We start from the raw sequence: 21875 nt of genomic DNA, 5'->3' as shown, positions 1-21875 counted from the left end.
CTGTTCGTCGACATGGCCCACGTCGCCGGGCTGGTCGCCGCCGGTCTGTACCCCAATCCGATCCCCTTCGCCGACGTGGTCACCACCACCACTCACAAGACCCTGCGCGGCCCGCGCGGCGGCCTGATCCTGGCCAAGGCCAACGAGGAGATCGAGAAGAAGCTCAACTCCGCGGTGTTCCCCGGCGCCCAGGGCGGCCCGCTGATGCACGTGATCGCGGCCAAGGCAGTGTGCTTCAAGGAAGCCATGGAGCCCGAGTTCAAGGCCTACCAGCAGCAGGTGATCGACAACGCCCAGGCCATGGCGCGGGTGTTCGTCGAGCGCGGCTTCGAAGTGGTCTCCGGCGGTACCGACAACCACCTATTCCTGCTCAGCCTGATCAAGCAGGGCCTGACCGGCAAGGAGGCCGATGCCGCCCTCGGTCGCGCCGGCATCACGGTGAACAAGAACGCGGTGCCCAACGACCCGCAGTCGCCGTTCGTCACCTCGGGTATCCGCATCGGCACCCCGGCGGTCACCACCCGCGGCTTCAAGGTCGCCCAGTGCGAGGCGCTGGCCGGCTGGATCTGCGACATCCTCGACCACCTCGGCGATGCCGACGTCGAGGCGCAGGTGGCCAAGCTGGTGGCCGGGCTGTGCGCGGATTACCCGGTGTATCGCTAAGCCAACCCTCTCCCCCGGCCCCTCTCCCGCAAGCGGGAGAGGGGAGTAGAACCCTGGAGCATGCCCATGCAACGTTATTCCGGCTTCGGCCTGTTCAAGCACTCGTTCAGCCACCATGAGAATTGGCAGCGCATGTGGCGCAACCCGACGCCCAAGCCGGTCTACGACGTGATCATCGTCGGCGGTGGCGGCCACGGTCTGGCCACCGCCTATTACCTGGCCAAGGAGTTCGGCGTGAAGAACGTCGCCGTGGTCGAGAAGGGCTGGCTGGGCGGCGGCAACACCGCGCGCAACACCACCATCGTGCGCTCCAACTACCTGTGGGACGAATCGGCGCAGCTCTACGAGCACGCCATGAAGCTGTGGGAGGGCCTGTCGCAGGACCTCAACTACAACGTCATGTTCTCCCAGCGCGGCGTGTTCAACCTCGGCCACACCCTGCAGGACATGCGCGACATCGAGCGTCGGGTCAGCGCCAACCGCCTCAACGGCATCGACGGCGAAGTGGTCGATGCCAAGCAGGTGGCGGAGATGATCCCCTACCTGGACTGCTCGAAGAACACCCGTTACCCGGTGCTCGGCGCCTCGCTGCAGCGTCGCGGCGGCGTCGCCCGTCACGACGCGGTGGCCTGGGGCTTCGCCCGCGCCGCCGACGCCCTGGGCGTCGACCTGATCCAGCAGACCGAGGTGATCGGTTTCCGCAAGGAAAACGGCGCGGTGATCGGCGTGGAAACCAGCAAGGGCTTCATCGGCGCCAAGCGCGTCGGCGTGGTCACCGCCGGTAACTCCGGGCATATGGCCAAGCTCGCCGGTTTCCGCCTGCCGCTGGAGTCGCACCCGCTGCAGGCGCTGGTCTCCGAGCCGATCAAGCCGATCATCGACACCGTGATCATGTCCAACGCCGTGCACGGCTATATCAGTCAGTCGGACAAGGGCGACCTGGTCATCGGCGCCGGCATCGACGGCTACAACGGCTACGGCCAGCGTGGCTCCTACCCGACCATCGAACACACCCTGCAGGCCATCGTCGAGATGTTCCCGGTGCTCTCGCGGGTGCGCATGAACCGCCAGTGGGGCGGCATCGTCGACACCACCCCGGACGCCTGCCCGATCATCGCCAAGACCCCGGTGAAGAACCTGTTCTTCAACTGTGGCTGGGGCACCGGCGGCTTCAAGGCCACCCCGGGTTCGGGCCACGTGTTCGCCGCCAGCCTGGCCAAGGGCGAGATGCACCCGCTGGCCAAGGCGTTCTCCATCGAGCGCTTCCACAACGGCGCGCTGATCGACGAGCACGGCGCGGCGGGTGTCGCGCACTGATTTTGGCGCCCTCTCTCGCTGAGAGAGGGACGATGGTTTTCTGGAGGTACCGAGCATGTTGCATATCTTCTGCCCTCACTGTGGCGAACTGCGTTCCGAAGAAGAGTTCCACGCCGGCGGCCAGGCGCACATCGCCCGCCCGCTGGACCCGAACGCCTGCACCGACGAGGAGTGGGGCGAGTACCTGTTCTTCCGCGACAACCCGCGCGGCATCCACCACGAGCTGTGGATCCACGCGGCGGGCTGCCGCCAGTACTTCAACGTCACCCGTCACACGGTGAGCTACGAAATCCTCGAAACCTACAAGATCGGCGAGCGCCCCAGCGTGACTGAGGCCTCCCTCGCCGCGAAGAAGGCCGTCGACCAAGGAGTAACGGCATGAGCCAGGTCAATCGTCTTGCCCAGGGCGGCCGCATCGACCGCAGCCAGCCCCTGACTTTCAGCTTCAACGGTCAGACCTTTCAGGGTTACGCCGGCGATACCCTGGCCGCTGCCCTGCTGGCCAACGGCGTCGACGTGGTCGGCCGCAGCTTCAAGTACTCGCGTCCGCGCGGCATAGTCGCCGCCGGTGCCGAAGAGCCCAATGCTGTGCTGCAGATCGGCTCCAGCGAGGCCACCCAGATCCCCAACGTGCGCGCCACCCAGCAGGCGCTTTACCAGGGCCTGACGGCCGCCAGCACCAACGGCTGGCCGAGCGTCAACACCGACCTGATGGGCATTCTCGGCAAGGTCGGCGGCGGCATGATGCCGCCCGGTTTCTACTACAAGACCTTCATGTACCCGCAGAACCTCTGGCTGACCTACGAGAAGTACATCCGTAAGGCCGCAGGCCTGGGCCGTGCGCCGAAGGAAAACGATCCGGACATCTACGACTATATGAACCAGCACTGCGACGTGCTGGTGGTCGGCGCCGGCCCCGCCGGTCTGGCTGCGGCTCTGGCCGCCGGGCGCAGCGGTGCGCGGGTGATCCTCGCCGACGAACAGGAAGAGTTCGGCGGCAGCCTGCTCTCCACCCGCGAGACCCTCGACGGCAAGCCGGCCGCCGAATGGGCCGCCAAGGCCATCGCCGAGCTGGAAAAGATGCCGGAAGTGACCCTGCTGCCGCGCGCCACGGTCAACGGCTACCACGACCACAACTTCCTCACCATCCATCAGCGTCTCACCGATCACCTCGGCGAAGTCGCGCCCATGGGCCAGGCGCGTCAGCGCATGCACCGTGTGCGTGCCGGTCGCGTGGTGCTGGCCACCGGCGCCCACGAGCGGCCGCTGGTGTACGCCGGCAACGACGTGCCCGGCAACATGCTGGCCGATGCGGTATCCACCTACGTGCGCCGCTACGGCGTGGCGCCCGGGCAGAAACTGGTGCTGTCGACCAACAACGATTACGCCTACCGCGTGGTGCTCGACTGGCTGGACGCCGGCCTGCAGGTGGTGGCGGTCGCCGATGCGCGCAGCAACCCGCGCGGCAGCTGGGTCGAGGAGGCGCGCCGGCGTGGCGTGCGCGTGCTCACCGGCAGTGCGGTGGTCGAGGCGCGCGGCAGCAAGCGCGTCACCGGTGCGCGCATCTGCGCCATCGACCTGGCCAAGCACAAGGTCAGCAGCCCCGGCGAAATGCTCGACTGCGACCTGATCGCCAGCTCCGGCGGCTACAGCCCGGTGGTGCACCTGGCCTCGCACCTCGGCGGCCGTCCGCTGTGGCGCGAAGACATCCTCGCCTTCGTCCCCGGCGAAGGCTTCCAGAAGCGCTATTGCGCCGGTGCGGTCAACGGCGTGTTCGGCCTCGGCGACAGCCTCGCCGACGGCTTCGAGGCCGGCGCCAAGGCCGCCGCCGAAGCCGGCTTCAAGGCTGTCGCCGGCAGCCTGCCGAAGGCCGAGAAGCGCATCGAGGAAGCCGCGGTCGCGCTGTTCCAGGTGCCGCACGACAAGGGCACCGCGCGGGCGCCGAAGCAGTTCGTCGACCAGCAGAACGACGTCACCGCGGCCGGCATCGAGCTGGCCACCCGCGAGGGCTTCGAGTCGGTCGAGCACGTCAAGCGCTACACCGCGCTGGGCTTCGGCACCGACCAGGGCAAGCTGGGCAACATTAACGGCCTGGCCATCGCCGCGCGTTCGCTGGGCATCAGCATCGCCGAGATGGGCACCACCATGTTCCGCCCGAACTACACCCCGGTGACCTTCGGCGCCATCGCCGGCCGTCACTGCGGCGAGCTGTTCGAGCCCAAGCGCTACACCGCCATGCACAAGTGGCACCTGGAGAACGGCGCCGAGTTCGAGGACGTCGGCCAGTGGAAGCGTCCCTGGTACTTCCCCAAGAACGGCGAAGACATGCACGCCGCGGTGGCCCGCGAGTGCCTGGCGGTGCGCAACGCGGTGGGCATCCTCGACGCCTCGACCCTGGGCAAGATCGACATCCAGGGCCCGGATGCGCGCGAGTTCCTCAACCGCGTCTACACCAACGCCTGGACCAAGCTGGACGTGGGCAAGGCCCGCTACGGCCTGATGTGCAAGGAAGACGGCATGGTCTTCGACGACGGCGTCACCGCCTGTCTGGCCGACAACCATTTCGTCATGACCACCACCACCGGCGGCGCCGCCCGGGTGATGGAGTGGCTGGAGATCTACCACCAGACCGAGTGGCCGGAGCTGAAGGTGTACTTCACCTCGGTCACCGACCACTGGGCGACCATGACCCTGTCCGGCCCCAATAGCCGCAAGCTGCTGGCGGAAGTGACGGATATCGATCTCGATAAAGACGCCTTCCCCTTCATGAGCTGGAAGGAAGGCAAGGTCGGCGGCGTACCGGCGCGGGTGTTCCGCATCTCCTTCACCGGCGAGCTGTCCTACGAGGTCAACGTGCAGGCCAACTACGCCCTCGGCGTGTGGGAGAAGATCATCGCCGCCGGCCAGAAGCACGGCCTGACCCCCTACGGCACCGAGACCATGCACGTGCTGCGTGCCGAGAAGGGTTTCATCATCATCGGCCAGGACACCGACGGCTCGGTCACCCCGGACGATCTGGGCATGGGCTGGTGCGTCGGTCGCACCAAGCCGTTCTCCTGGATCGGCTGGCGCGGCATGAACCGCGAGGACTGCCTCAAGGAAAACCGCAAGCAGCTGATCGGCCTCAAGCCCCTGGACCCGAACAAGGTCCTGCCCGAAGGCGCGCAGCTGGTGTTCGACCCCAAGCAGCCGGTGCCGATGACCATGGTCGGTCACGTCACCTCCAGCTATATGAGCGCGGCCATGGGTTACAGCTTCGCCATGGCCCTGGTGCGGGGCGGCCTCTCGCGGATCGGCGAGCGCGTGTTCGCGCCGCTGGCCGATGGCAGCGTGATCGAAGCCGAAATCGTCAGCCCCGTGTTCTATGACCCGAAAGGGGATCGCCAGAATGTCTAACGTGAACGTTTACCAGCAACGCCCCGCCGACATCGCCGGGCAATCGCCGCTGCACCACGCCGGCCTGCACGAGCTGGCCGGCAAGGGCCCCAAGCGCGCCGGGGTGACCCTGCGCGAGAAGAAGCTGCTGGGTCACCTGATCCTGCGCGGCGACGCCGACGATGCCGAGTTCGCCGGCGGCGTGCACAAGGCCCTGGGCCTGGAGCTGCCGGTGGCGCTGACCCTGGTGGCCAGCGGCGACAGCTCGCTGCAGTGGCTGGGCCCGGACGAGTGGCTGCTGATCGTGCCTGGCGGCAGCGAGTTCGAGGTCGAGGCCAAGCTGCGCGAGGCGCTGGCCGGCCAGCACATCTCGGTGGTCAACGTCAGCGGCGGGCAGACCCTGCTGGAACTGTCCGGGCCCAAGGTGCGCGAGCTGCTGATGAAGTCCAGCAGCTACGACGTGCACCCGAGCAACTTCCCGGTGGGCAAGGCGGTGGGCACGGTGTTCGCCAAGTCGCAGCTGATCATCCGCCACACCGCCGAGGAAACCTGGGAACTGCTGATCCGCCGCAGCTTCTCCGACTACTTCTGGCTGTGGCTGCAGGATGCCAGCGCCGAGTACGGGCTGGCGGTAGAAGCCTGATCGACAAGGGGCTCTGGGTAGGTTGGTGCCGAGCGCAGCGAGGCCCAACGCAGGGAGCCCCGGAAGGCCGCAGGGAGCGCCGTGCGCCCCTTGTTGGGCTTCGCAAGCTCAGCCCAACCTACGTCGTTGCGCTTTGGAGATCGACATGAGCCGCACCCCCGATACCTGGATTCTCACCGCCCACTGCCCGAGCGTGCTCGGCACGGTGGACGCGGTGACGCGCTTTCTGTTCGAGCAGCGCTGCTACGTCACCGAGCACCACAGTTTCGATGACCGGCTGTCCTCGCGCTTCTTCATTCGCGTCGAGTTCCGCCAGCCGGACGGTTTCGACGAGGCCGCCTTCCGCGCCGGAGTGGCCGAGCGTCTGGCGCCCTTCGCCATGCAGGTGGAGCTGACCCCGCCGGGCTACCGGGCCAAGGTGGTGCTGATGGTGTCCAAGGCCGACCACTGCCTGAACGACCTGCTCTACCGCCAGCGCATCGGCCAGCTGGCCATGGACGTGGTGGCGGTGGTGTCCAACCACCCGGATCTGGAGCCGCTGGCGCGCTGGCACGGCATCCCCTATCACCACTTCCCGCTCGACCCGGCCGACAAGCCGGCGCAGGAGCGCAAGGTCATGCAGGTGGTCGAGGACACCGGCGCCGAGCTGGTGGTGCTCGCCCGCTACATGCAGGTGCTGTCGCCCGAGCTGTGCCGCAAGCTGGACGGCTGGGCGATCAATATCCACCACTCGCTGCTGCCCGGCTTCAAGGGCGCCAAGCCCTACCACCAGGCCTATCAGAAGGGCGTCAAGCTGGTCGGCGCCACCGCCCACTATGTCAACGACCACCTCGACGAGGGGCCGATCATCGCCCAGGGCGTGGAGGCGGTGGACCATGCCCACTACCCCGAGGACCTGATCGCCAAGGGCCGCGACATCGAGTGCCTGACCCTGGCCCGCGCCGTCGGCTACCACATCGACCGCCGCGTGTTCCTCAACGCCAACCGCACGGTGGTGCTCAACCCCTGAGGGCAATCGCAGTCGCGTAGGGTGGGCTTCAGCCCACAGGCTTTTTCGGTGGGCTGAAGCGGATCGCCGCCCGGCCCACCCTAATCAAAACGGTCGCGAGCATCGCCGCGCGCACCGGGTATCACGCAAGAACATAGGTGCGCACGGCGCACCCTAGATTCGTTCACCGCTCTGCCAGGCTTCACCGGCGGTGTCCGGCAACAGACGAAAAGCTCCAGTGCAAGGCCGCGCGGCCCTTCGGTCGCGTCTTGTATCCACAACAACAAAGGAGAGTGACGCATGTCTGGTAATCGTGGTGTGGTTTATCTCGGTGCGGGCAAGGTCGAAGTGCAAAAGATCGACTACCCGAAAATGCAGGACCCGCGCGGCAAGAAGATCGAGCACGGGGTCATCCTGAAAGTGGTTTCCACCAATATCTGCGGCTCCGACCAGCATATGGTGCGCGGTCGTACCACCGCCCAGGTCGGCCTGGTGCTGGGCCACGAGATCACCGGCGAGGTGATCGAGAAGGGCCGCGACGTCGAGCGCCTGCAGATCGGCGACCTGGTTTCGGTGCCGTTCAACGTCGCCTGCGGCCGCTGCCGCAGCTGCAAGGAACAGCACACCGGCGTCTGCCTGACCGTCAACCCGGCGCGTGCCGGCGGCGCCTACGGCTACGTCGACATGGGCGACTGGACCGGCGGCCAGGCCGAATACGTGCTGGTGCCCTACGCCGACTTCAACCTGCTCAAGCTGCCGGATCGCGACAAGGCCATGGAGAAGATCCGCGACCTGACCTGCCTGTCCGACATCCTGCCCACCGGCTATCACGGCGCGGTCACCGCCGGGGTCGGCCCCGGCAGCACCGTCTACGTCGCCGGCGCCGGTCCGGTCGGCCTGGCCGCCGCCGCTTCGGCGCGTCTGCTCGGCGCCGCCGTGGTCATAGTCGGCGACGTCAACCCGGTGCGCCTGGCCCATGCCAAGGCGGTGGGCTTCGAGATCGCCGACCTGTCCAAGGATACTCCGCTGCATGAGCAGATCGCCGCGCTGCTCGGCGAGCCGGAAGTCGACTGCGCCATCGACTGCGTAGGCTTCGAGGCCCGCGGTCACGGCCATGACGGCGTGCAGCACGAGGCTCCGGCCACCGTGCTCAACTCGCTGATGCAGGTCACCCGCGTGGCCGGCAAGATCGGCATTCCCGGCCTCTACGTCACCGAAGACCCGGGCGCGGTGGACGCGGCGGCGAAGATCGGCGCCCTGAGCATCCGCTTCGGCCTCGGCTGGGCCAAGTCGCACAGCTTCCACACCGGCCAGACCCCGGTGATGAAGTACAACCGTGCGCTGATGCAGGCCATCATGTGGGATCGCATCAACATCGCCGAGGTGGTCGGCGTGCAGGTCATCAGCTTGGACCAGGCCCCCAACGGCTACCACGAGTTCGATGCCGGGGTGCCGAAGAAATTCGTCATCGACCCGCACAAGACCTTCAGCGCGGCCTGATCGCGCTGCGCTGCACGGTGGACGGGCCGCGTGCCCGTCCGCCCCGATTCAATGTTGGTGCTACGGCCAGGCGCATTGGTCCGCGCCTTTTTTCGGGAGCCTGCGGGCTCCCTTTTTTCGTGCCGGCGTCACGCGCCCTCGGCGCGAATCTGCGCGATGCGCGCGTCCTTGTCCTGCCACAGCTGCGTCACCCAGCCCTGCAGGTACTGGCGAAATTCGCCGTCGTTCTCGTAGTCGCCCTGCCACAGCGCCGGGTCCAGCTCGCGGGTCTGGATATCCACTATGACCTTCGCCACCTGGCCGCTGAGCAGTGCCCAGAAGCCCGGCACGCCTTGGCCCGGATAGACCAGGGTGACGTCCAGCACGGCGTCGATCTGCTCGCCCAGGGTGGCGAGGACGAAGGCCACGCCGCCGGCCTTGGGCTTGAGCAGATGCTGGTAGGGCGAGCCCTGCTGCGCCTGCTTGGCCGGGGTGAAGCGGGTGCCTTCGAGGTAGTTGACCACGGTCACCGGCAGGCGCTTGAACTTCTCGCAAGCGGCCCTGGTGATCTCCAGGTCCTTGCCCTTCATCTGCGGATTCTTCTCCAGAAACGCTTTCGAATAGCGCTTCATGAAGGGGTAGTCGAGCGCCCAGAAGGCCAGGCCGAGCAGCGGCACCCAGATCAGCTGCTGCTTGAGGAAGAACTTGAAGTAGGGCGTCTTGCGGTTGAACGCCTGCACCAGCGCCGGGATGTCGACCCAGGACTGGTGGTTGCTGATCACCAGGTAGGAGCGGTCGCGGCGCAGCTCGGCGTTGCCGCGGATGTCCCAGTGGGTCGGGGTGGTCAGGGCGAAGATGCGCTTGCAGTTCTCCGCCCAGAACTCGGCCACCCACATCACCCCGCGCGAGCAGGCGTCGCGCGCCGTCTGGCCGGGCAGGACGAACTTGGCCAGGGCGATCAGCAGCAGCGGTCCGATCAGGATCAGGGTGTTGGCGAGCAACAGCACGAGGTTGGCAAGGCCGGTCAGCAGCGGGCGCATATCGACTCCATGATGGGCGGTGGCCAGCCATGATAAGCAAGGCGCGGCGCGGCCTCCAAGGGCAGCGGCGGGCCGCTTGGTAACACCTTGTCACGCCGCCCGGGGAACAGGGCGGCGCCGCGGGCGGTCGGAAATCCGGTCTATCCCCTTACAGGAGTACCGACCTTGAACCATGTCCTGATCTTGCTGGCCGCGCTGCTCAGCCTGCCGGCCCTGGCCAATCAGCAACCCACGCTGTACGGCCGTTACGAGCTGATCGCACTGCCCGAGCTGGGCCAGACCCTCAAGGCCAAGATGGACACCGGCGCCATGACCGCCTCGCTGTCGGCCAAGGACATCCAGCGCTTCGAGCGCGACGGCGAGGACTGGGTGCGCTTTCGCCTGGCGGTGGACGGCGCCGAGCAGCGTGTGCATGAGCACCCGCTGGTGCGCATCGCCGAGATCAAGACGCGCAGCGAGGAGCTGGCCGGCCAGCCGCTGAAGACGGCGGCGGCCTCGCAGCGCCCGGTGATCGAGCTGCCGGTGTGCCTGGGCGAGCAGCAGCGCACCATCGAGGTCAACCTCACCGACCGCAGCACCTTCAACTACCCCCTGCTGATCGGCGCCAGCGCCCTGCGCGATTTCGGCGCGGCGGTGAACCCCGCCGAACGCTACACCCGCGAGCGGCCGCAGTGCTGAACTAGGTTCAGTACGAAAAGTCGTCGAGCGAAGGTCAGGCAAGGCAAAAATCGGTGAGGAAGCGGAGTGTACGAGCTGTACATGAGCATTCCGAACCGATTTTTAACGCAGCATCACCGAGCGCAGGCACTTTTCGTGCAGAACCTAGACTGCGGGCACGGGGCCATAGCCACCTGCCCGCGGTCGCCGAGTGCTCCAGGATGGCGGCCTGTTTCTTGCTTGATGCAGTTTCTTACCTGGCCCGCGAGGGCCCGTGGAACTCGTTGAGGTGTCGCGATGACTGGAGTACTCAAACCGGGTGTGCGGCTGCTGGAGCGGTTCAGCTTCGCGCGCAAGTTTCAGCTGGTGTTCCTGCTGTTCGCCCTGCCGCTGGGCTACGCCCTGTGGGTGATCAGCAGCGACTACCTGGGTCGCCTGCAGGCCATCGACCACGAGCTGGAAGGCGCGCAGGCGCTGCAGTCCATGGCCCTGGTGCAGCGCGAGCTGATCGCCCAGCGCACCCTGCTGGCGCGCTGGAAGGGCACCGATAACGCCGCCGAGGGGCTGCTGCGCCAGCGCGAGGCGCAGCTCGACGAGGCCCTGCAGCAGGCCGCCGTGCCACTGCAGAGCGCGCTGATCGGCGCCCAGGCGCGCGAACATTTCCAGGCGCTGCAAGCCGAACGCGCTGGGCTTCAGGCGCAGGCCCTGGCCCCTGTGGCGTTACCGGATGCGCTGGAACGTTACCAGAAGACCCTGCTGCACCTGCTCGCCCTGCGCGAACAGGTGGCCACCGACAGCGGCCTGATCCTCGATCCGCGCCTGGCCACCTACCTGATGATGGAGCAGCTCACCTACATCCTGCCGCGCCTGCTCGAGCAGCTCGGTACCTTCGCCGCCCAGGGCCATGGTGCGGTGGTGTCGCAGCATTTCACCCTGCAGAGCCGGGTGCTGATCCGCGACCTGCGCCGCGGCCTCGACGAGCAGCGCGCGCAGCTGATCAAGGCGCAGAGCACCCTGCAGCGCGAGGCGCCGCAGGCCATGCGCCAGCTGGCCGGGCCGTTCGAGGCGGCGCTGGCCGGCTTCGACCAGTTCCTCGCGCAGATCGACCGCGACATGTTCGAGGCCAGCCCCATGGCGCTGACCCCGGAGCAGTTCGTGCAGCGCGTCGAGGCCCTGGAGGCGCAGTTGCAGGGGCTGCAGCAGGCGGTCTACGACCAGTTCGCCGCGAGCCTGGGGCAGCATCGCCAGCGCGCGCTGCTGACCATGGTCGAGGTGATCGGCGCCTTCGTCCTGCTCACCCTGCTGGCGCTGTACGTGCTGCTGTGCCTCAACGCCTCGATCCGCCGTAGCACCGCTGGCATCATCGAAGCGGCGGAAAGCCTGCGCGACGGCGACCTGCGCGTGCGCATGCAGGTGCATGGCGCCGACGACCTGGCCTCCATCGCCCAGGCGCTGAACAGCGCCGTGGCGCAGCTGCGCGACTCGCTGCAGGGCGTCGGTCGTGAGAGCCGTCAGCTCGACGACACGGTGCAGCTGCTCGGCGGCCAGGCCCGCGACGCGCTGGATGCGGTGGAGCAGCAGCAGGCGCAGATGAGCCAGATCGCCACCGCCGCCACGCAGATGGCCGCCACCGCGCAGAGCGTGGCGCAGAGCTGCGAGCAGGCCGCGGTGGAGGCGCAGCAGACCCGCGAGGTGGCGCTGGGCAGCAACCAGCGCAGCGCCCGCACCAGCGCCAGCATGCGCCAACTCAGCAGCCGCCTGGGCGACAGCGCCGCGGCGCTGCAGCAGCTGCGCGAGCAGACCCAGCAGATCAACCGGGTGGTGGANTGCAGCAGCTGCGCGAGCAGACCCAGCAGATCAACCGGGTGGTGGAGGTGATCAAGGGCATCGCCGAGCAGACCAACCTGCTCGCGCTCAACGCGGCGATCGAGGCGGCGCGCGCCGGCGAGGCCGGGCGCGGTTTCGCCGTGGTCGCCGACGAGGTGCGCTCGCTGTCCAAGCGCACCCAGGATTCCACCCAGGAAATCGCCCAGACGGTGGACAACCTGCAGCGCGTGGTCGGCCAGTCGGTGAGCCTGATGGAGGAGGCCTGCAGCCAGGCCGACGGCGATATCGGCAGCGTGCTGGCCATGGGCGACGACCTGCAGGCCATAGTCGAGTCGGTGCAGCGGGTCAGCGACCGCCTGGCGCAGATCGCCACCGCCGCCGAACAGCAGGCCGCCACCGCCGACGAGGTCAGCGGCAATATCCAGCAGGTCGATCAGGCCGCCGGCCAGCTGCTCGACGGCGCCCAGGCGGTGAGCAGCGCCGCCGAACAGCTGCGCCGCGGCAGCGAGGGCCTGGCGCAGAACACCGGGCGTTTCCAGCTCGGCTAGCGCCGTTGCGCAGAAAACCGCCAACCCGGCGCAGCCCCCGCGGTGCCGGGCCTGGCAGCGGGCATCCCGAGCTTATCCACAGCGCCGTCCCCAGTATCTGTGCATAGCCAGGGCCCCTGAGGTGCCCCGCACGCAGCACCTGTGACTAACCCTGCGCCACCCTCGCCGTACACAAATCGCACAATCGCCCGCAGCCCCCGGCCAGCGCCGCCTGCAGCGCATTACTCCAAGGTTATCAACAACTTGGCCCCCAGCTTCTGTGGGTTTGTGAACGCCCCCGGGGGGCGCGATGCGCACCGCTGTCTCGCCTGAATGCTCGGCGCCGCGCAGAAATCAGCCAGCCGCCGCAGAGCCAGGCACCATCTGGCCCGGCGCCAACTGCTCCAAGCTTATCCACAGCGCCATCCCCAGTTTCTGTGCATCGATTGCGTCGCCTTGACGGGCTGTTCGGGCTGGCGCAGTCTGCCGGCCGTGACCGCCCCGCCGAGCAGGACGCCCGATGCCGCAGATACTGATAGTCGAAGACGAAGCCGCGATTGCCGATACCCTGGTCTACGCGCTGCAGGCCGAAGGCTTCGCCACCCGCTGGGTGGCGCTCGCCGGCGAGGCGCTGGCGCTGCTGGAAAACCAGGCCTTCGACCTGGCGATACTCGATGTCGGCCTGCCGGACATCAGCGGCTTCGAGGCCTGCAAGCGGCTGCGGCGCTTCTCCGAGGTGCCGGTGATCTTCCTCACCGCGCGCAGCGAGGAGATCGACCGCGTGGTGGGCCTGGAGATCGGCGCCGACGACTACGTGGTCAAACCGTTCAGCCCGCGCGAGGTGGCCGCCAGGGTCAAGGCCATTCTCAAGCGGGTGGCGCCACGCGCCGCCGCGCCTGTGGATAACGCCGCGACCGGGCCCTTTCGCCTCGACCTGGCGCGCTACCAGATCGCCTTCCACGGCCAGCCCCTGGCCCTGACCCGCCACGAGTTCCGCCTGCTGCAGACCCTGCTCGGCCAGCCGCGGCGGGTGTTCTCCCGCGAGCAGTTGCTCGACGCCCTCGGCGTGGCCAGCGAGGCCGGCTACGAGCGCAATATCGACAGCCATGTCAAGAGCCTGCGCGCCAAGCTGCGCGCGGTGGTGGCCGCCGCCGAGCCGATCCAGACCCACCGCGGCCTGGGCTACAGCTACGATCCTGAGGGCTGAACCATGCCCTTGGGCGTGCGCATCTTTCTCGTCTATTTCCTCTTCGTCGGCCTGGCCGGCTGGTTCGTGCTGAGCACGGTGATGGACGAGATCCGCCCCGGCGTGCGCCAGAGCACCGAGGAAACCCTGGTCGACACCGCCAACCTGCTGGCCGAGATTCTGCGCGACGAGGTCAAGGCCGGCAGCCTGCAGCACAGCCGCCTGCCCGAGGCGCTGGAGGCCTATGGCCGGCGCCAGCCCGGGGCGAATATCTGGGGCGTGAGCAAGGCCCAGGTCAACCACCGCATCTACGTCACCGACGCCCGGGGCATCGTCCTGCTCGACTCCAGCGGCCAGGCCGTCGGCCAGGACTACTCGCGCTGGAACGACGTGCTGCTGACCCTGCGCGGCGAGTACGGCGCGCGCTCGACCAGGGAAGACCCCAGCGATCCGGATTCCTCGGTGATGTACGTGGCGGCGCCGATCAAGGACGGCGAGCGGATCATCGGCGTGGTCTCGGTGGCCAAGCCCAACCGCAGCCTGCAGCCCTATATCGAGCGCTCGCAGACCCGCCTGGGCTGGCTCGGCGCCGGCCTGATCGGCCTCGGTCTGCTGATTGGCGCGGCGCTGTCCTGGTGGCTCGGCGCCGCGCTGGGCAAGCTGACCCGCTACGCCCAGGCGGTCAGCGAGGGCCGTCGCGCCGAGGCGCCACGGGTGCGCGGCGGCGAGCTGGGCCAGCTGGCCGTGGCGGTGGAGCGTATGCGCACCGAACTGGAGGGCAAGGCCTACGTCGAGCGCTACGTACACACCCTGACCCACGAACTGAAGAGCCCGCTGGCGGCCATCCGCGGCGCCGCCGAACTGCTCGACGGCGAGATGCCGGCCGCGCAGCGCCAGCGTTTCGTGGCCAATATCCAGCAGGAAAGCGCGCGCCTGCAGCAACTGATCGAACGCCTGCTGCATCTGGCCCAGGTGGAACAGCGCCAGGGCCTGGAGGAGCGGGTGGCGGTGCCGCTGGCGGCGCTGGTGGACGAACTGCTGCAGGCGCAGCAGGCGCGCATCCTCGCCGCCGACCTGAGGGTCGAGCAGGCCGTGCCGGCGAACCTGAGCCTGCGCGGCGAACGCTTTCTGCTGCGCCAGGCGCTGGCCAACCTGCTCGACAACGCCCTGGACTTCACCCCGCCCGGCGGCACGATCCGCATCGGTGCCGAACGCCAAGGCCAGCGGGTGACGCTGCGCCTGTTCAACCAGGGCCAGGCGATCCCCGACTACGCCCTGGCGCGCCTGACCGAACGCTTCTACTCCCTGCCGCGCCCCGGCAGCGGCCGCAAGAGCACCGGCCTGGGCCTCAACTTCGTCCAGGAAGTAGCCGAGCTGCATGGCGGCGAGCTGCACATCGGCAATGTCGAGGGTGGGGTGGAGGTGTGCCTGGTTCTGCCGAGTGGGTAGGCGCTAGCTTGCTGGCGATGGATTGGGTAAGAGGGGTGTAGAAACGGATTAGCACGATGGAGGGGTTTCATATTATGGATCTGTACGGAATCAAATCTCACTTGGAGCGAGCCAAGGCTCATCTGAATAGTCCAGAAGAACACTCACTTCGATACTCTGCACTTGAACTGCGTTTCTGTCTGGAGACAGTGGCCTACCGCCAATTGCAGCAATACGGAGATGTGTTTCCCGGTCATATGGTTGGGGTCTGGAAAGCAGATCAAATTCTGAAGTTGCTGGCTTCTTTCGACCCTCTGTCCAACCAAGAGGGGGAGCTGTCCATAGCTCCGCACGCTAAAGACGGTGAAGTTCCATCCGAATGGACACCGCTCGGGAAGACCAAGATAATTCCCTGGCGAAAATTTAGAACGTTTTACAACAAGCTTGGCTCATTCCTGCATGCTCCCGCCCCCAAGCCGGCTGGGGAGGAGAGAAAGCCGATAACCAGAGAATCTTTTAGCGAAATAATTCAAGCTCTAGAAAGTGTCACTAAGGCAACGGTGATATTGGCAATGAAGGCCGTTATACATGCCAAATGCGATTGCGGGGCTACTGTATATATCGGGCAGAGCGAGTTTGATAACGACGAGCTTGTTGTATGCGGCAATACGAAATGTAATTCGATCTACGCCAAGAACACAACGGAGAGCGGTGAGCAGGTATTGAATCGAATCAATGCCATTACATTTACTTGCCAGAAATGTGAGGCAAAAGTTCCAGTGCTTCTGGAACGTATATGGGCCCCAGTAAGATGCTCTCACTGCTCGGCCACCTACCGGCTTGACCTAGCATTCACTAGTGCAAAGATTGTTGAGTGAGTATGGCGATTCATGGAAGAAATTGGCCGTGGGTGGCGTTTCGCATCAGGCTGGAGCCGGTGAAAGATAACTGTAGTGTTTCTGCGCAGAGGAACAATCGGAGACAGACCACGGTATTGATGCTGAGAGGCCGCTCCTAGCCGGTAACGGCCGATAAGGCAGAAATAATCCCCGCCACCCAACGCCCCCAACCAAGACCCGCCTACAATACGCCCCCGATCACCCTGGGCCATGCATATGGCTGTCTCGAACAAGGAACCCGCCCCTATGGCCTCCCCGGATAAACAGAAAAAGCGCGCCCAGCGGGCCAAAGCCAAGGCCAAGCAGAACCGCATGGGCAAGCCCAAAGCCAATCTGGTGCATCCGCTGCTGGCCAACCCGCTGATCGACGAGCCGTTCGACGATGTCGCCATCGACCTGAGCATCTTCGACTTCAAGGACATCGAGGAGAACGGGTTCGATCCGGCGGACTTCGACGACCTGTTTCAGGCGATGCGGGTCGGCGAGGGCATCAGCCTGCTGGCGCTGTGTCTGGTGTTCCTGCAGTACCCGGTGCTGGAGCTGGTGGTCGCCGAGGAGGCGGAAGATGCGGCCACCGACTTTATGATGGGTCTGCTGATCGTCTATCGCGGGATCTTCCACGATGAAGACGAGGACGCGGCGGTGGAATGGATCGGCAGCGACGCCTTCCAGACGGCCTACAACGAAGCCTCGCTGATCCTGCAGCAGAAGCACGCACGCCGCACCCCGGGCAGCCGCGTCTAGCAGGCCGTTGAAAAACGTAGGCGAGGCAGCCAGTGCAAGGCAAAAACAGGCGGAAAAGCGCAGTTTACGAGTTGTAAATGAGCATTTTGAGCCTGTTTTTAACGCCGCAATGGCAACGCAGGTCGTTTTTCAACAGCCTGCTAGCCGCACGGCGAGCAACGGCCTGGCCCTGCGCTTCCCGCCCGTCGAATTACCTGACTGAAACCTTGGAGCGGGGTTTTGTTTCAGTTTTGTATCTACTGATTCGATTGTTTAGATTGTTTATTTGCGCTTTTTTATCAATTTCGTGCGAGTAGCATAGGTTCCGTAGCCACCTTCCAGCCCGCCCCGGAGCCTGACCATGAAAAAGCACATCCTCGCCAGCCTCGTTATCGCCGCCCTGTCCGCCAGTGCCTTCGCCGCGGCGCAGTCTTCCGTTCAATCCGGCGCTGCGCCGCTGGTGACCGAAGGCGGCGCCGACCGCGTAGGCGTCAATCGCGTCGCCGCCGATGGTGCGGATCGCGTCGGGGCCAATCGTATCGCTGCCGATGGCGCGGATCGCGTCGGTGCCAATCGTATCGCCGCCGATGGTGCGGATCGTGTCGGTGCCAATCGCGTTGCCGCCGATGGTGCGGATCGCGTCGGTGCCAATCGCGTTGCCGCCGACGGTGCGGATCGCGTCGGTGCCAATCGCGTTGCCGCCGATGGTGCGGATCGTGTCGGTGCCAATCGCGTCGCCGCCGATGGTGCGGATCGCGTCGGTGCCAATCGCGTTGCCGCCGATGGTGCGGATCGCGTCGGTGCCAATCGCGTTGCCGCCGACGGTGCGGATCGCGTCGGTGCCAATCGCGTTGCCGCCGATGGTGCGGATCGTGTCGGTGCCAATCGCGTCGCCGCCGATGGTGCGGATCGCGTCGGTGCCAATCGCGTTGCCGCCGATGGTGCGGATCGCGTCGGTGCCAATCGCGTTGCCGCCGACGGTGCGGATCGCGTCGGTGCCAATCGCGTTGCCGCCGATGGTGCGGATCGTGTCGGTGCCAATCGCGTCGCCGCCGACGGTGCGGATCGCGTCGGTGCCAATCGCGTTGCCGCCGATGGTGCGGATCGCGTCGGTATCAACCGCATCGCCGCCGATGGCGCCGACCGCGTCGGGGCCAGCCGTATCGGCTGATGCCGCCTCGCTCAGGTTTCGACTGAAGGCGCCCGCTCGGGCGCCTTCGTCGTTTCCGCCGGTAGGCGCATGGCCTCGACCTGCCACCAGCTCGGCAGCAGGTCGCGCACTTCCGGGCGGGCGAAGCGGTCGTCGATCAGGTAGAGCACGCCCTCGTCCTCCGGCGTGCGGATCACCCGGCCGGCGGCCTGCACCACCTTCTGCAGGCCGGGGTAGAGGTAGGTGTAGTCGTAGCCGTTGCCGAACAGCGCGTGCATGCGCTGGCGGATTTCCTCGTTGATCGGGTTGACCTGGGCCAGGCCGAGGGTGGCGACGAAGGCGCCGATCAGGCGGTCGCCGGGCAGGTCGACGCCCTCGCCGAACACCCCGCCGAGCACGGCGAAGCCGATACCGCGGCCGCCGACCTGGAAGCGTTCGAGAAAACCCTGGCGCGCCGCTTCGTCCATCTGCCGCGACTGCACCCAGACAGGAATCTCGGGATGCTCGCGAGCCAGCAGGTCCAGCACCTGTTGCAGGTACTGGTAGCTGCTGAAGAAGGCCAGGTAGTTACCCGGCCGTTCGCGGTACTGGCGGGCGATCAGCCGGCAGATCGGCGCCAGCGAGGCCTCGCGGTCGCGGTAGCGGGTGGACAGGTTGCGCACCGCGCGCACCTGCAGCTGCGTGGCGGTAAAGGGCGAGGCGACGTCCAGGCACTGGGTCTCCTCCGGCAGGCCGAGCAGGTCGAGGTAGTAGTGGCTGGGGCTGAGGGTGGCGGAGAACAGCGTGGCGCTGTGCGCGTCCTCGAAGCGCGGGCCGAGAAAGGGCGCCGGCAGGACGTTGCGGATGCACAGGGTGGAGTAGCTGCGGCCGTTGCCGGCCTCGACGCGGCTGATGTCGAACAGCGAGTGCGGGCCGAAGCTCTCGGCCAGGCGGCAGAACAGCATGGCGTCGAGGTAGAAGCTGAGCAGCTCGCCGGCATTGCCCTCGGGCTGGTCGGTGAGCAGATCGGTGATGGCGCTGACCGCCTTGCCCAGCGCGGCCAGCAGCAGGTCCGGCGCCAGCGGATGGACCTGATAGGGCACCTGCTGCTCGCGGTGCAGCTGGTTCCAGTGGCGGTCGACCCGCTCCAGCACGCCTTTCAGCTTGGCCGGAGCGTCGCGGCGCATGGCCTTGAAGCGCGCCTGGTCCAGCTCGGCGCTGTACATGCTGCGGCCGCGTTCGACCAGGTTATGCGCCTCGTCCACCAGCAGGCAGACGCGCCACTGGTTGACCAGGGTCAGGCTGTGCAGCAGGGCGCCGAGGTCGAAGTAGTAGTTGTAGTCGCCCACCACCACGTCGCTCCAGCGGCACAGTTCCTGGCTCAGGTAGTAGGGGCAGATGCCGTGGGCGAGGGCGATGGCGCGCACCGCCTGTTGATCCAGCCAGCGTTCCTTCAGCGCCGCGCTGCGCGCCGCCGGCAGGCGGTCATAGAAGCCCTTGGCCAGCGGGCAGGAGTCGCCGTGGCAGGCCTTGTCCGGATGCTCGCAGGCCTTGTCGCGGGCCACGTGCTCCAGCACCCGCAGCGGCGTCTCGGGCTGGCGCAGGCGCTGCAGCGCGTCCAGCGCCAGGCGCCGGCCCGGGGTCTTGGCGCTGAGGAAGAACAGGCGATCGAGCTGCTGGCCGGGCATGGCCTTGAGCTGCGGGAACAGGGTGCCGAGGGTCTTGCCGATGCCGGTGGTGGCCTGCGCCAGCAGGTAATGGCCGTCGCGCGCGGCGCGGTACACGGCCTCGGCCAGTTGCCGCTGGCCATGGCGGAACTCGTCGTAGGGAAAGCGCAGCGTGGTCAGCGCCGCGTTGCGCGCCAGGCGATGGGCCTGCTCCTGGCGCGCCCAGTGGATATAGCGGCGGCATTGCAGCTCGAAGAACTCGCGCAATGCGCAGGCAGAGTGGCGCTCGCGAAATACCGTTTCCTTCTGGCTGATGACGTTGAAGTACACCACCGCCAGGTCTAGCTCATCGAGTTCCAGCGCTTGGCACAGCAGCCAGCCGTAGACCTTGACCTGCGCCCAGTGCAGCAGGCGATGGTTGGCCGGGATGCGCGCGACGTCGCCGCGGTGGGTCTTGATCTCTTCCAGCAGGCGAAACTGCGGATCGAAGCCGTCGATACGGCCGCTGACCGTCAGTTCTTCGAACTCGCCACTTACGGCCAGCTCGGACATATAGTCGGGGCCGCGCCGGGCGACCACCGTGGCGTGCCCCGCGATACCCTCCTGGGCGGTGGGCGAGGGGGTGAAGCGCAGATCGAGGTCGCCTTCCTTGGCGGTGAATTCGCACAGCTCGCGCACGGCGATGCGCAGGCTCACTCAGCCCACTCCACGTAGCAGACGCTGACCGGCATGCCGTGCTCGGCGCAGAACGCCAGCCAGCGTTTCTGGTTGTCCTGCAGGCGGTCGCCCGGGCCTTTCACCTCGATCATCCGGTAGCGCCGCTCGGCCGGCCAGAACTGGATCAGGTCGGGCATGCCGGCGCGGTTCTCGCGGATATCGGCGAGCAGGCGGCGGAACCAGGCGCCCAGGTGCGCCGGCGGCAGGCAGACCAGCGCCTGCTCCAGGCGCTCGGCGTCGAGCAGCTCCCAGAACACGAAGGGCGACTGGATGCCGAACTTCTCGGCATGGGTGCGGCGCATGGCCTCGACGTAGCTGCCGTCGTCCAGGCGTGCCAGGCAGGCGGCGAATAGCTCGCTGCGCCGGGCGTGGAAGTCGGCGCGGTGCAGGTCCACCGGGCCGGTATGGAAGGGGTGGAAGAAGGCGCCGGGCAGCGGGGCGAAGATCACCTCCCAGCAGAGCAGGCCGAACAGCCCGCAGATCAGCGTGTTCTCCACGTAATGCACCGGGGCATCGGGTTCGGCCAGATACGCGGCCACGGCCAGCTCGACGCTGGCGGCGCGTGGCAGGAGCAGGTCGATTCGATCCTCCACCAGCTTCGCCGCCCTGGCCGGAGCCGGCAGACCGAGGCGTCTGCACAGACGGGTACGCGCCCGTTCGGCCAGCTGTGCCTCCTCGCCGTTATATGGCGAATCGATGACCCGTTCGGCCAGGGCCAGCGCCTCGGCATCGCGGCCCAGGCGCTCCAGCACGCGGATCTGCCGCTGCCGTGAGCCGAGCGCGGCGGTGTCGCGGTACAGCGCCAGCGCCGACTCCAGCTCGCCGGCGCGTTCCAGCTGCTGGGCCAGGCGCAGCAGCAGGCGCTGGTGGCGCTCGCCGATATGCGGATTGTCGGTGGAGAAATCACCGAGTAGTTGCAGCACCTCGGTTACCGCCATGCCCGCGTCGAAAGCATCACGGCAGGCGCGCAGATGCAGGTAGTGGTAGACATCCTGGCGGCTGCGGAAACCGCGCGAACCCGGGGTGATCGGCACCTGCTCGTAGCGGAAGATGCCCAGGTCGGCCAGGACGAATTCCGACCAGTCCTGCGCCAGGTTGCCGAAGAACATCAGCCGCAGGCGGTCGCACAGCGGCCCGATGGCCAGGCTCAGCAGACGGTCTTCCAGGCGCGGGCACCAGTCGGCCAGGCTACGCGGCTCGACATGCAGCTCGCGCAGATATTCGAGCAGTTCCCTCTTCTTCAGCGCGCCGCCCGGCAGGTCGGCGGCGAAATGCGCAGCCAGTTCGTCCTTGAGCAGCAGGGCGCCGAGCTCGTCGAACGTCAGCGCGGCGTCGTCGATCAGCCAGCCCTGCGCCAGCAGCGGCGCGGCGGCGGTCGCGATGTCGCCGATCTCGGCGTAGCGCAGTTTGCTCGCGCGAAAGTGCACGCCCTTGCGCATCACCAGGCGTACCAGTAGCGCCTGGGCCGGCAGCGGCAGCTGGATGAAGCTGGCGATGAAGGTCTGCTCGGCCTCGTCCATCAGCTCGCGGTGATGGGCGTCGAGCCAGTCGAGGGCCTTGCGGAAGTTGGCCAGGTAATAGAGTTCGGGGGCGTCGAGGAGGGGCATGGC

At 67.0% G+C, this 21875-nt stretch carries 15 protein-coding genes and 2 pseudogenes; 13 read left to right on the top strand and 4 right to left on the bottom strand.

The window, feature by feature from the left end:
- From glyA to fdhA, 7 genes and pseudogenes are all read left to right on the top strand, one after another.
- A pseudogene (gene glyA, locus EA796_RS21540) lies at positions 1-663 on the top strand (serine hydroxymethyltransferase); the annotation flags it as partial.
- A gap of 66 nt (positions 664-729) precedes the next feature.
- Positions 730-1980 carry a sarcosine oxidase subunit beta family protein gene (locus EA796_RS21535; RefSeq protein ID WP_122110105.1) on the top strand — a complete coding sequence of 417 codons (1251 nt, stop codon included), beginning with the start codon at positions 730-732 and terminating at the stop codon, positions 1978-1980.
- Positions 1981-2035: 55 nt separating this feature from the next.
- Complete coding sequence (locus EA796_RS21530; protein WP_021445212.1) at positions 2036-2362, top strand: sarcosine oxidase subunit delta; 327 nt, start codon at positions 2036-2038, stop codon at positions 2360-2362.
- A complete protein-coding gene (locus EA796_RS21525; RefSeq protein ID WP_122110104.1) occupies positions 2359-5376 on the top strand; it encodes a sarcosine oxidase subunit alpha in 3018 nt (1005 codons plus the stop codon). Before EA796_RS21530 ends, EA796_RS21525 begins: the two co-directional genes overlap by 4 nt.
- Entirely contained in the window at positions 5369-5998 is a 630-nt protein-coding gene (locus tag EA796_RS21520; protein ID WP_122110103.1) for a sarcosine oxidase subunit gamma, read from the top strand. The genes EA796_RS21525 and EA796_RS21520 overlap by 8 nt, the downstream gene beginning before the upstream one ends.
- A gap of 145 nt (positions 5999-6143) precedes the next feature.
- A complete protein-coding gene (gene purU / locus EA796_RS21515) occupies positions 6144-7007 on the top strand; it encodes a formyltetrahydrofolate deformylase (RefSeq protein WP_122110102.1) in 864 nt (287 codons plus the stop codon).
- 279 nt (positions 7008-7286) lie between these two features.
- Entirely contained in the window at positions 7287-8486 is a 1200-nt protein-coding gene (fdhA, locus tag EA796_RS21510) for a formaldehyde dehydrogenase, glutathione-independent (RefSeq protein ID WP_122110101.1), read from the top strand.
- A 128-nt stretch (positions 8487-8614) separates the two neighbouring features.
- Here the strand turns inward: fdhA and EA796_RS21505 are convergent, their stop codons facing one another.
- Positions 8615-9505, bottom strand: coding sequence for an acyltransferase (locus EA796_RS21505; protein ID WP_021444344.1), 891 nt, complete (start codon positions 9503-9505; stop codon positions 8615-8617).
- A 165-nt stretch (positions 9506-9670) separates the two neighbouring features.
- On the opposite strand from EA796_RS21505, the gene EA796_RS21500 reads away from it, so the two are divergent.
- From EA796_RS21500 to EA796_RS21475, 6 genes and pseudogenes are all read left to right on the top strand, one after another.
- Positions 9671-10183, top strand: coding sequence for an ATP-dependent zinc protease (locus tag EA796_RS21500; RefSeq protein ID WP_122110100.1), 513 nt, complete (start codon positions 9671-9673; stop codon positions 10181-10183).
- 276 nt (positions 10184-10459) lie between these two features.
- Positions 10460-12537: pseudogene (locus tag EA796_RS21490) on the top strand (methyl-accepting chemotaxis protein).
- A 499-nt stretch (positions 12538-13036) separates the two neighbouring features.
- The gene (gene creB / locus EA796_RS21485; RefSeq protein WP_122110099.1) at positions 13037-13723 is read left to right on the top strand and encodes a two-component system response regulator CreB; all 687 of its coding nucleotides are present in this window, start codon (positions 13037-13039) and stop codon (positions 13721-13723) included.
- 3 nt (positions 13724-13726) lie between these two features.
- Complete coding sequence (gene creC / locus EA796_RS21480; RefSeq protein WP_122110098.1) at positions 13727-15151, top strand: two-component system sensor histidine kinase CreC; 1425 nt, start codon at positions 13727-13729, stop codon at positions 15149-15151.
- Between the two features lie 74 nt (positions 15152-15225).
- Positions 15226-16008, top strand: a complete 783-nt coding sequence (locus EA796_RS23175; protein WP_147459075.1) for a hypothetical protein — start codon at positions 15226-15228, stop codon at positions 16006-16008.
- Between the two features lie 267 nt (positions 16009-16275).
- Complete coding sequence (locus EA796_RS21475; protein WP_122110097.1) at positions 16276-16773, top strand: hypothetical protein; 498 nt, start codon at positions 16276-16278, stop codon at positions 16771-16773.
- A 190-nt stretch (positions 16774-16963) separates the two neighbouring features.
- On the opposite strand, the gene EA796_RS23225 is transcribed toward EA796_RS21475, so the two are convergent.
- The 3 genes from EA796_RS23225 to EA796_RS21460 are packed head-to-tail and all read right to left on the bottom strand — an operon-like array spanning position 16964 to position 21872.
- Positions 16964-18010, bottom strand: coding sequence for a hypothetical protein (locus EA796_RS23225; protein WP_158603106.1), 1047 nt, complete (start codon positions 18008-18010; stop codon positions 16964-16966).
- The gene (locus EA796_RS21465; protein ID WP_122110095.1) at positions 17935-20244 is read right to left on the bottom strand and encodes an ATP-dependent DNA helicase; all 2310 of its coding nucleotides are present in this window, start codon (positions 20242-20244) and stop codon (positions 17935-17937) included. The genes EA796_RS23225 and EA796_RS21465 overlap by 76 nt, the downstream gene beginning before the upstream one ends.
- Positions 20241-21872 (bottom strand): VRR-NUC domain-containing protein, encoded by a 1632-nt coding sequence (locus EA796_RS21460; protein ID WP_122110094.1) that lies wholly within the window; start codon positions 21870-21872, stop codon positions 20241-20243. Before EA796_RS21460 ends, EA796_RS21465 begins: the two co-directional genes overlap by 4 nt.
- Positions 21873-21875: the final 3 nt, after the last annotated feature.

The sequence above is a fragment of the Pseudomonas sp. AOB-7 genome (genome assembly GCF_003696305.1).
Classification (GTDB): domain Bacteria; phylum Pseudomonadota; class Gammaproteobacteria; order Pseudomonadales; family Pseudomonadaceae; genus Aquipseudomonas.
The sequence above is the reverse complement of the archived record's forward strand: the minus strand, read 5'-3'. Positions and strand labels throughout refer to the sequence as shown.